Origin of the sequence: Bradyrhizobium sp. LTSP849 (assembly GCF_000938255.1) — a bacterium.
Classification (GTDB): domain Bacteria; phylum Pseudomonadota; class Alphaproteobacteria; order Rhizobiales; family Xanthobacteraceae; genus Bradyrhizobium.
Genome location: NZ_JYMR01000053.1, coordinates 317,575 through 331,781, shown reverse-complemented (window position 1 = coordinate 331,781; position 14,207 = coordinate 317,575). Strand labels below are relative to the sequence as shown.

The 14,207-nt window shown below is 63.8% G+C and carries 12 protein-coding genes and 1 tRNA gene; 9 read left to right on the top strand and 4 right to left on the bottom strand.

What is annotated here, in order from left to right; translation table 11 throughout:
* The first annotated feature begins 28 nt into the window (after window positions 1-28).
* The 3 genes from UB31_RS35175 (at window position 29) to UB31_RS35165 (ending at window position 1,963) form a co-directional block, all read left to right on the top strand.
* A complete protein-coding gene (locus tag UB31_RS35175) occupies window positions 29-1,261 on the top strand; it encodes a GGDEF domain-containing protein (RefSeq protein ID WP_045003146.1) in 1,233 nt (410 codons plus the stop codon).
* Window positions 1,262-1,330: 69 nt separating this feature from the next.
* Entirely contained in the window at window positions 1,331-1,567 is a 237-nt protein-coding gene (locus UB31_RS35170) for a hypothetical protein (RefSeq protein WP_045014142.1), read from the top strand.
* 99 nt (window positions 1,568-1,666) lie between these two features.
* Complete coding sequence (locus UB31_RS35165) at window positions 1,667-1,963, top strand: antibiotic biosynthesis monooxygenase family protein (protein WP_045003144.1); 297 nt, start codon at window positions 1,667-1,669, stop codon at window positions 1,961-1,963.
* Window positions 1,964-1,969: 6 nt separating this feature from the next.
* Here the strand turns inward: UB31_RS35165 and UB31_RS35160 are convergent, their stop codons facing one another.
* On the bottom strand, window positions 1,970-3,115 hold the full coding sequence (locus tag UB31_RS35160; protein WP_045014141.1) for an AI-2E family transporter: 1,146 nt from the start codon (window positions 3,113-3,115) through the stop codon (window positions 1,970-1,972).
* Window positions 3,116-3,359: 244 nt separating this feature from the next.
* Between UB31_RS35160 and UB31_RS35155 the strand changes: the two genes are divergently transcribed.
* Complete coding sequence (locus UB31_RS35155; RefSeq protein ID WP_045003142.1) at window positions 3,360-4,133, top strand: gamma-glutamyl-gamma-aminobutyrate hydrolase family protein; 774 nt, start codon at window positions 3,360-3,362, stop codon at window positions 4,131-4,133.
* Window positions 4,134-4,216: 83 nt separating this feature from the next.
* On the opposite strand, the gene glnA is transcribed toward UB31_RS35155, so the two are convergent.
* Both glnA and UB31_RS35145 read right to left on the bottom strand, forming a co-directional pair.
* Window positions 4,217-5,626 carry a type I glutamate--ammonia ligase gene (glnA, locus tag UB31_RS35150; RefSeq protein ID WP_045003141.1) on the bottom strand — a complete coding sequence of 470 codons (1,410 nt, stop codon included), beginning with the start codon at window positions 5,624-5,626 and terminating at the stop codon, window positions 4,217-4,219.
* A gap of 152 nt (window positions 5,627-5,778) precedes the next feature.
* Window positions 5,779-6,117: a P-II family nitrogen regulator gene (locus UB31_RS35145; RefSeq protein ID WP_007603495.1), complete on the bottom strand. Its 339-nt coding sequence runs from the start codon at window positions 6,115-6,117 to the stop codon at window positions 5,779-5,781.
* A 375-nt stretch (window positions 6,118-6,492) separates the two neighbouring features.
* Here UB31_RS35145 and UB31_RS35140 point away from each other — a divergent pair, with 375 nt between their 5' ends.
* Window positions 6,493-7,992, top strand: coding sequence for a bifunctional ADP-dependent NAD(P)H-hydrate dehydratase/NAD(P)H-hydrate epimerase (locus UB31_RS35140; RefSeq protein ID WP_045014140.1), 1,500 nt, complete (start codon window positions 6,493-6,495; stop codon window positions 7,990-7,992).
* A 190-nt stretch (window positions 7,993-8,182) separates the two neighbouring features.
* Here the strand turns inward: UB31_RS35140 and UB31_RS35130 are convergent, their stop codons facing one another.
* Window positions 8,183-9,490, bottom strand: a complete 1,308-nt coding sequence (locus UB31_RS35130; RefSeq protein WP_045014139.1) for a multicopper oxidase family protein — start codon at window positions 9,488-9,490, stop codon at window positions 8,183-8,185.
* A gap of 153 nt (window positions 9,491-9,643) precedes the next feature.
* Between UB31_RS35130 and UB31_RS35125 the strand changes: the two genes are divergently transcribed.
* The 4 genes from UB31_RS35125 to clpX all read left to right on the top strand — a co-directional run bounded on the left by UB31_RS35125 (window position 9,644) and on the right by clpX (window position 13,906).
* Window positions 9,644-9,728: transfer RNA gene (locus UB31_RS35125), tRNA-Leu, on the top strand.
* A gap of 181 nt (window positions 9,729-9,909) precedes the next feature.
* Entirely contained in the window at window positions 9,910-11,271 is a 1,362-nt protein-coding gene (tig, locus tag UB31_RS35120) for a trigger factor (RefSeq protein WP_045014138.1), read from the top strand.
* Between the two features lie 269 nt (window positions 11,272-11,540).
* A complete protein-coding gene (locus tag UB31_RS35115) occupies window positions 11,541-12,173 on the top strand; it encodes an ATP-dependent Clp protease proteolytic subunit (RefSeq protein ID WP_045003137.1) in 633 nt (210 codons plus the stop codon).
* Window positions 12,174-12,634: 461 nt separating this feature from the next.
* The gene (clpX, locus tag UB31_RS35110) at window positions 12,635-13,906 is read left to right on the top strand and encodes an ATP-dependent Clp protease ATP-binding subunit ClpX (RefSeq protein WP_045014137.1); all 1,272 of its coding nucleotides are present in this window, start codon (window positions 12,635-12,637) and stop codon (window positions 13,904-13,906) included.
* The last annotated feature ends 301 nt before the right edge of the window (window positions 13,907-14,207 follow it).

The window sequence follows — 14,207 nt, the reverse complement described above, 5'->3', positions numbered from 1 at the left end:
TAACTGCTATGTTCAAGAGGGGGCCGACATGATGTCGCTCGATAGCATCACGCTCTATTTGGTCGCCACCATGGTTGCCGCATTGCTCGGCGCCATGATGGTATTTTTCGGCAGGCAGGAGAACAGTCCCGCGCTGAAATGGTGGGGCACCGCATATCTCCTTGGCGCAGCGTCTGTCGCGCTATGGACGGCGACCGGCGACAAGCTCGGCCCGCACCTTTATCTCGCGCTGAATGCGGTGGGCTTCGTCGCCTGCGGTATGGTTTGGAATGCGGCGCGCGTCTTCCACGGCCGCAAGCCGAACTGGCCCGGTCTCGTGCTCGGCGCGCTCGCCTGGGCCGCGACCGTGACGCTGCTTGATCCTGCCGCGTCCATGCTGCGCATGATCATCGGCGCCGGCATCGTCTCGGTCTACGCGGCGCTGACCGCGAGCGAGCTCTGGGTCGAGCGGCGCAAGAGCCTGCAACGGCGCTGGCCGGCCTTCGTGGTGCCGGTGATGCACGGCTGCGTGCTGATGCTGCCGATCCTGCTCGGCAGCTTCCTGCGCCCGAACGATGCCGGCTTCTCCGGCAGCGTCTGGGTCACCGTGTTCGCGGTCGAGCTCGTGCTTTATGCAGTCGGCACCGTGTTCGTGATCTTCATGCTGGTGTCGGAGCGCACCGTCACCGCGCACCGCACGGCCGCATCCACCGATCCCCTGACCGGCATGCTCAACCGACGCGGCTTCTCCGAGGCCTGCGCGCGGATGATCGAGCGCGAGGCCAAGGGCGGCCGTCCGGTTACCGTGATGATCTTCGACATCGACCACTTCAAGTCGATCAACGATCGCTTCGGCCATCCCGCCGGCGACGAGATGCTGAAATTGTTCTCGACCGTCGTCGTCAGCAATCTGCGCATCTCGGACCTGTCGGGCCGCATCGGCGGCGAAGAGTTCGCGGCCTTGTTGCCGTGCTCGCTGGAGGAAGGCGTGCTGGTCGCCGAGCGCGTGCGCGAGGCGTTCGAGACCTCCGGCGTCGTGGTCGAGGAAGGCGCGGTCGACACCACCGTCAGCATCGGCGTGTCCGGCGGGCCGGCCGGCACCGAGCTCGAGGTGCTGCTGGCTTCGGCCGACACCGCGCTCTATCAGGCCAAGCGCGGCGGCCGCAACCGCGTCGAGGCGGCGGAGGAGCTGCCGCTGTCGCTGGAGAACTGGCGCCGCCAGAGCGCCGCGCGGATCGGTGTGCCCAAGACACCATCCAAGGCAGAGCCGGTCACGGCCTGAGACGCAAGAGGCCTTCAAGGGGCCTCGCGGTAATCCTCTGTTTACCATTCGGTTCCTACCATTGCGGTCATGGAATCGATCCGTCGACAGAACCCGCAGGCTACCCTGATGTCGCTCGAAGCCGCTGCGGCCTCGGCACGCGGCGGTTTCGCCTGTTTGTTCTCGACCGCGGACGAATACGAGACCGCTGTCATCACCGAGCGCCGCGCGCAGGGGCGCTACACGCAGAGCCGCAGCTATTGGCCGCTCGCGCTGTTCGTCGGTTGCGCGCTCGTCATCGCTGGCACGGTCCTGCTGTTCGCCTGAGAGCGCCGCGTTTTAGGCCGGCCAGGGCGCCGTTCAGGCGCCTTTTTCTTTGTCCCCGGCTGCGGTAGACACGCCCATCAAACAAGAAGGGTGGAAACGATGGTCACCGAGATCGCGCAAATCGACATCAAGCCGGGCAGCGAGAAGGATTTTGAGGCGGCTGTCGCCAAGGCCAAGGCCGCCTTCGGTCGCTCCAAGGGCTTTCACGGCTTCGAGCTGCACAAGTCGATCGAGAAGCCGCAGCGCTACCGGCTGATGGTGAAGTGGGAGACGCTGGAAAATCACACCGTCGATTTCCGCGGCTCGGAGAACTTTGCCGAATGGCGCGGCCTCGTCGGCCAGTATTTCGCCTCGCCCCCCGAGGTCGAGCACACCGAGACCGTGCTGGCGACCTGAGGGCTATCAGGCTACCTCGGCCAGCGGTGGCGCTTCATACGTCTTGAAATGGTCGATCACGACCTTGGCGATGGCGACCAATGGCAGCGCCAGCGCCAGGCCCCAGATTCCGAAGACGACGCCGAGCAGGATCTGGAACGCGAACAGCGTGGCCGGCGGAATGTCCAGCGCCTGGCGCTGGAGGATCGGCGTCAGCACGTAGCTCTCCATCGCGTGCACGCCGAGGAAGAGGATGAACGCGGAGAGCGCCGGGATCCAGCCCGAGGCGAGGCTCGCCAGCACCACGACGACACCGGCGATGATGGCGCCGACGGTCGGGATGAAGGCAAGCAGTCCGGCCTGGATTCCCAGGATGAACGAGCCGGGGATGCCGATGATGGCGAGCCCGATCCACGTCACCACGCCGACTGCGAGCATGACGATGATCTGCGCGATCAGCCAGCGCTCCAGCGTTTCGCCGATGCGGTCGATGATGAGAGCGGCGCGGGTGCGATGCCGGGCCGGCGCGAGGAACAACAGGCCGTCGTGATAGATGCCGGGCTGGGCGGCAAAGGCCAGCCCCAGAAACAGCACGATGAAGACGTTGCCGACGGCGCTGATCGCGCCGAACAGCAGCTTGAAGGTCTGGCTCACGATCGCGCCGCCGCTGGAGGCCAGCGCACCGGCACCCGGCAACTGGCCATGCGCGGCAGGGCTCGGCGAGGGCGCCGGTTCTGCGTTGGTGGAGGCGGCGGGCGCGGCGTTGCCGAGATCGAAGAAGCTGGTGTCGATGCCGCGGCTGTCGAGGAAGGATTTGACGTGTGCAATCTGCGATTTGATGGTGTTGCTGAGCAGCGAAGCCTGCTCGGCGATGGTGGCACCGCCGAGATAGGCGACGCCCGCGAGCATCAGGGCCAGCGCAACACAGACGATCGCAAGTCGCGCCGGATGCGGCAGGTGAATGCGACGGCCCAGTGCATTGGTCAGCGCGTTGAGCCCGACGCCCAGCAGCATCCCGGCGAAGATCAGGAGCAGGGTGGCGGCAAAATACCAGGTGAAGACCAGCATGGCGCTGAACAGCACGACGCCGATGCCCCCAACCGAAATCGCCCAAGCCTGATCCCGAGCCAGATCGGTGCGGGTCCGGGGCCGTTCATCTACGGGATTCGTCACTTCATTTCCTTTTCGGAGGGCGGGAGCCACTCTTTCGTGAAATCCTGCGGGGGAGCAAGCCGCCGGTTTGACGCGTCCGCGACCTCCTGGAGCCAACGCCGGCCAGGTGAAGGAGTGCCATCGTTGCCCCCCGATGGCCATTTGCGCGAAATAGCATTGCCGTCCCGCGATCCCTTCTGTTGAATTTGTTCCGTCCGAGGGGCATGTTTGGAGAATCTTCTTACGGGGGAGGTCTGAACGGGAGATGAGAAAGCCGGTCGTCGGCGTGATCGGGAACGCCCATCGCGTCGAAAATCGATTTCAGGTCCAGATGGTCGGCGAGCGTAATCTGCGCGCCGTGGCCGAGGTTTCCGGCGGCCTGCCGGTGATGTTCGCGGGCTCGCCCGACATCACCGATATCGGCGCGCTGCTCGATGCCGTCGACGGCATCGTGCTCACCGGTGCTCGCGCCAACGTCCATCCGACCCGCTTCAACGTCGATCCCTGCGAAAAGCACGAGCCCTATGACATCCACCGCGACGAGGTCGCGCTGGCGCTGTCGGTGGCCTGCGTTGCCCGCGGCATTCCGCTGTTCGGCATCTGCCGCGGCCTTCAGGAGATGAACGTCGCCTTCGGCGGCTCGCTGCATCCCGAAATCCGCGAAATCCCGGGCCGCATCAACCACCGCATGCCGCGGCTCGAGAATGGCGAGATCCATCCCGATCCGACCGTGGTATTCGCCGACCGCCACGACGTCGACCTCACGCCCGGCGGAGCGTTCGCAAGGCTGCTCGGCTGCGAGAAGATCAGGGTCAATTCGCTGCACGGCCAGGGTATCCTGGACCCCGGCAAGCGCGTGCTGATCGAAGGTGTCGCCGAAGACGGTACCATCGAGGCGATCCGCATCGCCGAGGCCCCGACCTTCGCGCTCGGCGTCCAATGGCACGCCGAATACGATCCACAGCAAAATCCCATCAACCGAAAGCTGTTCGAGGCGTTCGGCGAAGCTCTGACCGAGCGGCAGCGCGCGATCGCGTAGGCGGCCCATCCTACGACGACCCCGAAAACGAAAAGGCGCCCCTCGCGGAGCGCCTTTTGCTTGTCGCGTAAAGTTCGGACGCCTTAGCCCGAATAGTACATGTCGAACTCGACCGGGTGCGGGGTCATTTCGAAGCGGGCGACTTCGGTCATCTTCAGCTCGATGTAAGCGTCGATGAAGTCGTCGTCGAACACGCCGCCGGCCTTGAGGAAGGCGCGGTCCTTGTCGAGGTTTTCGAGCGCCTCGCGCAAGCTGCCGCACACCGTCGGGATCAGCTTCAACTCTTCCTTCGGCAGATCGTAGAGGTCCTTGTCCATCGCTGGACCCGGATCGATCTTGTTCTTGATGCCGTCGAGACCAGCCATCAGCATCGCTGCGAAGCCGAGATAGGGATTGGCGAGCGGATCGGGGAAGCGCACCTCGACACGCTTGGCCTTCGGGTTCGCCGTGTAGGGGATGCGGCAGGAGGCCGAGCGGTTACGCGCGGAGTAGGCGAGCAGCACGGGGGCCTCATAGCCCGGGACCAGACGCTTGTAGGAGTTGGTCGACGGGTTGGTGAAGGCGTTGATCGCCTTGGCATGCTTGATGATGCCGCCGATGTAGTTGAGGCAGGTCTCCGAGAGGTCGGCGTACTTGTTGCCGGCGAACACCGGCTTGCCGTCCTTCCAGATCGACTGATGCACATGCATGCCCGAGCCGTTGTCGCCATAGACCGGCTTCGGCATGAAGGTGGCGGTCTTGCCGTAGATATGCGCGACCTGGTGGATGCAGTATTTGTAGATCTGCAAATGGTCGGCCATCAGCGTCAGCGTGTCGAACTTCATGCCGAGCTCGTGCTGGGCGGAAGCGACCTCGTGGTGATGCTTCTCGACCTTGACGCCCATCTTGGCCATGGCGCCGAGCATCTCCGAGCGCATGTCCTGCACGGAGTCCTGCGGCGGAACGGGGAAGTAGCCACCCTTGGTACGGATGCGGTGGCCGAGATTGCCGCCCTCATATTCGGTGTCGGTGTTGCTCGGCAGCTCCGAGGAGTCGAGCCGGAAGCCGGTGTTGTAGGGGCCCGAGGAGAAGCGCACGTCGTCGAACACGAAGAACTCGGCCTCGGGGCCGACGAAGACGGTGTCGCCCACGCCCATCGACTTCACCATGGCTTCCGCCTTCTTGGCGATGCCGCGGGGGTCGCGGTTGTAGGGCTCGCCCGTGGTCGGCTCGAGCACGTCGCAGGTGATGACCATGGTGGTCTCGGCGAAGAACGGGTCGATCGTCGCGGTCACCGGATCGGGCATCAGGCACATGTCGGACTCGTTGATCGCCTTCCAGCCGGCGATCGAGGAGCCGTCGAACATCGTCCCTTCGGCGAAAATGTCGTCATCGATCATGCTGACGTCGAACGTCACATGCTGCCACTTGCCGCGCGGATCGGTGAAGCGCAGGTCGACGTATTTGACGTCGTTGTCCTTGATCGATTTCAGGACGTCTTTGGCGGTCTTCATGCATACCCCTTTTGGCTCTGCGGGTCGATTTCCAGATGAGCAAAATTATTCTCGCTTTCGGCGAGTTTTGCGCGACCGCATAAACGAAATCAGGCCGCCGAAGCAGCCTTATTTCTTCTCAGAGTGTCGCAAAGGGCGGGATAGCACCCGGCTCAGATAGCGTCCAGCCCGGATTCGCCGGTTCGGATGCGGATCGCCTCTTCGATATTGGAGACGAAAATCTTGCCGTCACCGATGCGCCCGGTTTGCGCGGCGCGGCGGATCGCGTCGATGGCGCGCTCGACCAGGTCGTCGCCGATCACGATCTCGATCTTCACTTTGGGCAGGAAGTCGACGATGTATTCTGCGCCGCGGTAGAGCTCGGCATGACCCTTCTGGCGGCCAAAACCCTTGGCTTCGGTGACGGTGATGCCTTGCAGGCCGACTTCCTGAAGCGCTTCCTTCACCTCGTCGAGCTTGAACGGCTTGATGATGGCTTCGATTTTCTTCACTGCGCGCCTCCCGGCCTTTCGAACAAATAGCAACGTCTTCGTCAGGATGCGCTTTTCTCACGCACGGACTTGTCTTCGCTGTCCCGGGTCGCCTGACCGGCCCGGCGACGGCCGGCCACACCTAGATAATGCCAGTGAGCACGACGAACCGAAGCGGCTTCCTCGAAAGCAGGGTCTATGCCAAGTTGCAAATGCCCTGATTATTGGAGCGTTATCAGCCTTTTAACGAGCATCTCTGATAGGTGGAGCCGACCGGCCCAAAATAGCGAAGACTACGAAATAGGCAAACGGTCAATGCGTGTGCAGGTCGCCGTTCCCTGTATGGATCGGCACGGAAGATGCCTGTTGAAGAGGCGTTTGTACTAGGGAAGTGGCATGGAAGTTCTGACCAACGCTGAAATGCAGCGGGCCGACCAGCTCTCGATCGCGGCCGGCACGCCCGGCTTCAAGCTGATGATGAGCGCGGGCCAGGCGGTCGCGGAAGCTGCGAACGCGCTGGTGGAGGAGGGGCCGATCCTGATCTTGGCCGGTCCCGGCAACAATGGCGGCGATGGTTTTGTCGCAGCCGCCGAGCTCGCTGCCCAAGGCCGCGAGGTCTCGGTGATCCTGATGTGCGAGCGCGACCAGCTCCAAGGCGACGCGGCCTCCGCCGCGCGCGGCTGGAAGCATCCGGTGCTGCCGTTCAATCCGCAGGCGATCGGCAAGCCCGCGCTGATCATCGATGCGCTGTTCGGCGCCGGCCTGAGCCGTCCGGTCGACGGCGAAGCGCGCGCGATGATCGAGGCGGTCAACACCAACGGCGCGCCGGTGCTTGCGGTCGACCTGCCGAGCGGCATCAACGGCACTAGCGCGGCCGTGCTCGGCGTGGCGGTGAATGCCACCGAGACCGTCACCTTCTTCCGCAAGAAGCCGGCGCATCTTCTGCTGCCGGGCCGGATGCATTGCGGCCGCGTGCGTGTTGCCGATATCGGCATCGAGAGCCAGGTGCTCGATGAGATCAGGCCACAGATCTTCGAGAACGACCCGGATTTCTGGGGCGCAGCCTTTCCGGTGCCGCGCATCGACGGCCATAAATACGCGCGAGGCCACGTGCTGGCGGTCTCCGGTGATGCAGCCGCGACCGGTGCGGCGCGGCTCGCTGCACGCGGCGCGTTGCGCGCCGGTGCGGGCCTGGTGACGCTGGCGAGCCCACGCGAGGCGCTCGCGATCAATGCAGCCGCGCTGACGGCTGTGATGGTTCGCCCCGTCGATACCGCGGTCGAGTTCGCCGAGCTGCTCGGCGACAAGCGTTACAACACCTGCATGATCGGCCCCGGGACAGGCATCGGCGATCGCACTTGCGACTTCGTCCACACGGCGCTTAACGCGCAGCGGCATCTGGTGCTCGATGCGGATGGGCTGACGAGCTTTGCCGCGAACCCCGAGCGCTTGTTTGAATCGATCAAGTCGTCGCAGGACAATGCGGTGGTGCTGACGCCGCACGAGGGCGAGTTCCCCCGCCTGTTCTCGGACCTCAGCAACAAATATCCGGGCCGCTCGAAGCTCGAGCGCGTGCGTGCTGCGGCCGAACGCTCCGGCGCGGTCGTGCTCCTGAAGGGCCCTGACACCACGATCGCAGCCCCCGACGGCCGCGCCACCATCGCCGCCAACGCGCCGCCGTGGCTTGCCACCGCCGGCGCCGGCGACGTGCTCGCCGGCATCATCGCAGGGCTGTTGGCGCAAGGCGTTCCGGCATTCGAGGCCGCCAGCATCGGCGTCTGGATGCATGGCGAGGCGGCTAACGAAGCCGGCCCCGGATTGATCGCGGAAGACCTGACCGAGACGCTGCCGGCCGTGCACCGGCGGGTTTATGGTGCGCTAGGTGTGGAGTATTAAATTCTGGCGCGTTTCAGTGGGTACTACGAGATGGCCGAGAAATTGACGACCTATGATCCCGCCGACGATTTACTGACAGATGAGGCCGTCGCCGTCTTTATGGAAGAAGCCTTAAAGACCGAACGAAGCTTACATCTCGCACGCTCGTAACGTCGTTGCCCGCGCGCGAGCTGCACGGCCGAACCGCCGCTCACTCCACCGCGTACCAGCGCACCAGCCGCGGCGCGGCCCAGTCGGTCACGACGGATTCGATCAGCCATCGTCCCGGTGAAGTGGCCGCGAAGGCGATCCGCTGGATCTGGCCGGGCTCGATTGCGAGCGTGTCGAGCCAGTAGGGCTTCCAGCCATCGTCGAGGCGGTCGAGCAGGCGGAAATGGTGGCCGTGCAGGTGGAAGACGTTGGTGACCGGCCCTGGGTTCTTCACGGCCAGCACGACAGTGCGGCCGGTCTTGGCGCGAAAGGCCGGTTCGGAGGCGGTGGAGAAGGTTCCAGACCGGGTCCAACCGACGTCGGGGGCGCCGAGCGCGACATCGAACCGCAGGGCACCTCTCAGATCGAGCTTCTCGGGTAGGCCGTTCGAAGGGAGCGGCTGCGGCGGTACCAGCGGCGCAGGTCGCTCCCGTGCGCCGGAGACGACAAGGCGCCCGATCGAGCGTGCTTCCTTGCCGTCATGCAGAACGAACGCCGCCGAGGTGGCCGTATCCACAAAGGCGTCGGCACGGGCGCCCGGGGCCAACACCAGGGCGCCATTGCGGGCCGGGAAGGGCTCGGCCGGCTGTCCGTCCAGGGCCATCACCCGGACCTCGTGGCTTTCCAATTTGATCGCCAGAACAGAACGTTGGGAGCCGTTGATGAAGCGCAGCCGCAGCCGCTCATTGGCCGCGGCTGAGAGTTCGAATGAAGTCTGTCCGTTCAGGGTAAAGAGCGGGGTCGTATCCTTGGGGTCACGGCCCGGCGGAAGCGCGGTTCCGTCCGGCCGCAGGCGCCATTCCTCGATCAGCAGGACCTCGTCACGATCGGTGGCGACGCGGCTGGTCTCCTCGGCGATGATCGGAAGTGGCCGCGCGGGCTGCTTGAGGCCATCCTCGAAGAGGCGGAAGTCCGCGAGGAGAGTTCCGGCGTTTGGTATTGAAATAAGTGATGTTTCAGTCGCGTCAGGCGCGATGGGCGCGCGGCCCCGCAGCGGGTCGGCCGCCGCCGCGCCATTGGTGCCGTACCAGACTGGCGCAAGTGGCACAGGTAGGTCGTTCCGAAATACCACTTCGCAGCGGTCGCCGCGCTTGAGATGGACGCCCCTGGTATGGCTTACGGCGGCCAGCTCCCAGATTGGTGTAGCTGGCTGACCCGGCCTGAGACCCAGCATTGCCGGTCTTGCCAGAAGGGCGAGCTGGGCGGTCGCGGCCGGTGCCGTGGCGCCGCCGCCAAGCAGGCCCGCGGCCGAGGCCGCCATGCCGGCTAAAACCTCACGTCGGGACGGGCCAAAAATCCGCGGTTTCATGGCTCGATCCGGACCACGCCGCGCTGGATAAGTCCAGCCGCCACGCCTACTTCAGGTGGGCGTCCACACGGCCATTTTTTTGCTGCGAACAGGCGGGCACATGCTATAAGCCCGCCGCCCGCGGCATCGCGGCCGGTCTTGATGCAAATTTACGCGGGCGTGGCGGAACTGGTAGACGCGCTGGATTTAGGTTCCAGTGACGAAAGTTGTGGGGGTTCGAGTCCCTCCGCCCGCACCAAGCGCTTTCAGCGTTTGCACGGATTACTGACGGGCCTGCTCCCTCGCGGATGTTTTTCCGTCTGGGGCCGGGTCCGATGAACCCACCGGCGCTGGGGGCATTGGCCTCGCGCGCCGGATCGATTGATGACAGCGTCCCGACGCATGCGTGCCGGGACCGAACGAGAAGAAGATTGGACGCCATGCAGGTCACAGAAACCCTCTCGGAAGGATTGAAGCACGAGTTCAAGATCAGCGTTCCCGCGTCTGATCTCGACGCCAAGGCTGGCGCCAAGCTCGTCGACCTCAAGGACAAGGTCCGTATCAACGGCTTCCGTCCCGGCAAGGTGCCGGTCGGACACCTGAAGAAGGTCTATGGCCGTTCGGTGATGGCCGAGACCATCGACCAGACCATTCGTGACACCAACACGCAGCTGTTCTCCGAGCGCGGCTTCCGCCTCGCGACCGAGCCGAAGATCACGATGCCGACCGAGCAGGCCGAGGTCGAGGAGCTGCTCAACGGCAAGTCCGATCTGACCTACACGGTCGCGATCGAGGTGGTGCCGGCAATCGCGCTCGCAGACTTCAAGGCTTTCCAGGTCGAGAAGCCCGTTGCTGACGTCTCCGACACCGATGTCGACGAAGCGATCAAGCGCATTGCCGATTCGAACCGCGGCTACGCGGCGAAGGCGGAGGGCGCGAAGGCCGAATCCGGTGATCGCGTCACCATCAACTTCAAGGGCACCATCAACGGCGAAGTCTTCGAGGGCGGTACCGGCGAAGGCATCCAGGTCGTGATCGGCTCCAACACCTTCATCCCCGGCTTCGAGGAGCAGCTCACCGGCATCGGCGCAGGCGAGACCCGGACGCTGAAGGTGGCGTTCCCCAAGAACTACATGAACGACAAGCTCGCCGGCCAGCCGGCCGAGTTCGAGACCACCGCGACGACGATCGAGGCGCCGCAGGACCTCACGATCGACGACGAGTTCGCCAAGACGCTTGGCCTGGAATCGCTCGACAAGCTCAAGGAAGCCGCGCGCGAGCGGCTGGCCGCCGAGTTTGCGGGTACGACGCGCCAGCGCGTCAAGCGCGCGCTGCTCGACCAGCTCGACGAGGCGCATCGCTTCGAGGCACCGCCGTCGCTCGTCGACGAGGAGTTCAATCTGATGTGGAACTCGGTCAAGGCCGAGATGGACTCCGCGGCCAAGACCTTTGCCGACGAGGACACCACTGAAGACGCCGCCAAGGAAGAGTACCGCAAGATCGCCGACCGCCGCGTGCGCCTCGGCCTCGTGCTCTCCGAGATCGGCGAGAAGAACAAGATCACGGTGACCGACGACGAGGTCGGCCGCGCCGTGATCGAGCGCGCGCGCTCGATGCCCGGCCGCGAGAAAGAGGTCTGGGACTATTACCGCAGCAACGCCCAAGCGTTGGCCCAGCTTCGTGCACCGATCTATGAGGACAAGGTCGTCGACTTCATCCTCGAGCTCGCCAACGTGACCGAGAAGAAGGTCTCGCGCGAGGAGCTCTACAAGGACGACGAGGCGGAAAAGACCGCCGCCTGAAGGTTTTGAGAAAGCCTTCTATTAAGGATGATCAGTGGAAGGGGCCCAGCTAGCCAGGTGGCCGGCTGGGCCTCTTTGCGCGAATCAGCTTCAACTGCCGCGTGGATTAAGCCTTAATTCGATCCGCACTTGTCTGGCGCGAATTGGGCTATATCTGTCGCTCCACCCTTTACCCAAGTTCCTGCATCACGGGACGTCCATCAGCCTTCCGGCCAAGATACTGGCAGTCAAGAGTGGCGATGTCCGCGTCCGAAAAACCTAGGTGACTCATGCGCGATCCGGTTGAAACCTACATGAACCTCGTGCCCATGGTGGTCGAGCAGACCAACCGTGGCGAGCGCGCCTACGACATTTTCTCGCGCCTGTTGAAGGAGCGCATCATCTTCCTGACCGGTCCGGTCGAGGACGGCATGTCGACGCTGATCGTCGCGCAGCTCCTGTTCCTTGAGGCGGAAAATCCGAAGAAGGAAATCTCGATGTACATCAACTCGCCGGGCGGCGTGGTGACGTCGGGCCTCGCCATCTACGACACCATGCAGTTCATTCGCCCGCCGGTCTCGACGCTGTGCACGGGGCAGGCGGCCTCGATGGGTTCGCTGCTGCTCGCCGCCGGCGAGAAGGACATGCGCTTCTCGCTGCCGAACGCGCGCATCATGGTGCATCAGCCCTCAGGCGGCTTCCAGGGCCAGGCCACCGACATCATGCTTCATGCGCAGGAAATCCTGAACCTGAAGAAGCGGCTCAACGAGATCTACGTGAAGCACACCGGCCAGACCTACAAGGCGATCGAAGACGCGCTGGAACGCGACAAGTTCCTCACCGCGGCCGACGCCAAGGAGTTTGGTCTGGTCGACAAGGTCATCGACAAGCGCGCCGAGGAGCCGGCGGCGAAGCCCCAGTAACGCGACCGGGGCATCAACATCGATTCCTGGAATATCTCTTGGGGATTCCTTGGGATCGTCAGGGCGGCGTTGACGTTAACGGCGCACTTCGCGCGGGCGCAAAATGCAATTTTGCGCCCTGCGACAGGCAGAAAGTTCCGCTTTCGTGCTTGTTTTTCGTGGCAATCCAGCAACGCCGGGGTGATTTCGGTCACTTCGCCCGTGCCAAGACCTGAAATCACGGTATTGTCACGGGTAGCCGGCGGCCTCCCGATTAGCGAATTCTTGATAGTCGGGTGACAGCATGGTTGGCTACGATTGATCGGCTAAGATCGCGGAGAATCGAGTGACCGTGATTCGCACGGGATGTAACGCGTAGGGTCTTTTTTGGTACGGAATTTGCTCTATTTGAGTCCTATGCCGGACGATGTGTCGGGATGGGGCGATCGAGCGGACGAGACGAACCGCGGACGGAGACATGAATGAGTAAGGTCGGCACGAGCGACTCCAAGAACACGCTATATTGCTCGTTCTGCGGCAAGAGCCAGCACGAAGTCCGCAAACTGATCGCGGGTCCCACGGTCTTCATCTGCGACGAGTGCGTCGAGCTCTGCATGGACATCATCCGCGAGGAGAACAAATCCTCGCTGGTCAAGTCGCGCGACGGCATTCCGACGCCGAAGGAAATCTGCAAGGTGCTGGATGACTACGTCATCGGCCAGAGCCATGCGAAGAAGGTCCTGTCGGTCGCGGTGCACAATCACTACAAGCGCCTCAACCACCAGACCAAGCACAACGACGTTGAGCTCGCGAAGTCGAACATCCTGCTGATCGGTCCGACCGGCTCGGGCAAGACGCTGCTCGCGCAGACGCTCGCCCGCATCCTGGACGTGCCGTTCACGATGGCCGATGCGACGACGCTGACCGAGGCCGGCTATGTCGGTGAGGACGTCGAGAACATCATCCTGAAGCTGCTCCAGGCCGCCGACTACAACGTCGAGCGCGCCCAGCGCGGGATCGTCTATATCGACGAAATCGACAAGATCAGCCGCAAGTCCGACAACCCCTCGATCACGCGCGACGTGTCGGGTGAGGGCGTGCAGCAGGCGCTGTTGAAGATCATGGAAGGCACGGTGGCTTCGGTCCCGCCGCAGGGCGGCCGCAAGCATCCGCAGCAGGAGTTCCTGCAAGTGGATACCACCAACATCCTGTTCATCTGCGGTGGTGCGTTCTCGGGCCTGGAGAAGATCATCTCGGCGCGCGGACGTTCGACCTCGATCGGCTTCGCCGCCCAGGTGCTGGCGCCGGAAGACCGCCGCACCGGCGAAATCTTCCGTCACGTCGAGCCCGAGGATCTCCTGAAGTACGGCCTGATCCCCGAATTCGTCGGCCGTCTGCCGGTCGTGGCGACGCTGGAGGATCTCGACGAGGCTTCGCTGAAGAAGATCCTGGTCGAGCCGAAGAATGCGCTGGTGAAGCAGTACCAGCGTCTGTTCGAGATGGAGAACATCGAGCTGACCTTCGCCGACGAGGCGCTTGGCGCGGTTGCCCGCAGGGCGATCGAGCGCAAGACCGGCGCGCGCGGATTGCGCTCCATCCTCGAGGCGATCCTGCTCGAGACCATGTTCGACCTGCCGGGCCTGGAAGGTGTGGAAGAAGTCGTGATTTCCCGCGAAGTCGTGGAAGGCACGGCGCGTCCGCTCTACATCTACGCCGATCGGTCCGATCGCGCCGTCGAGAACGCCAGCGCCTAAATTGCGGCGCTGGAACGCTCCAATCGTCCCATCAAGTCAAGGCTGCGGAATGTACCTCCGCAGCCGGTGTTGCGTCGCTTATCCGCGTGCGTAAGCGCCTGATGGCGCGCGTGTTTCAATGACTTGACACCCCCCGGGTCGATAGCCACCTAATGTCGGCGGCGAGCGAGAATTCCCTTCAAGATTCGCCTCAGTTCCGATCTGGCAAGCCCGGTCCAACCTACGAATGGTAGACCGGTTTTGCGGATCAATTCGGCACCTTGTGGCGGTCGCGCATGAACACAGCGGGCTGCGTGCGAGG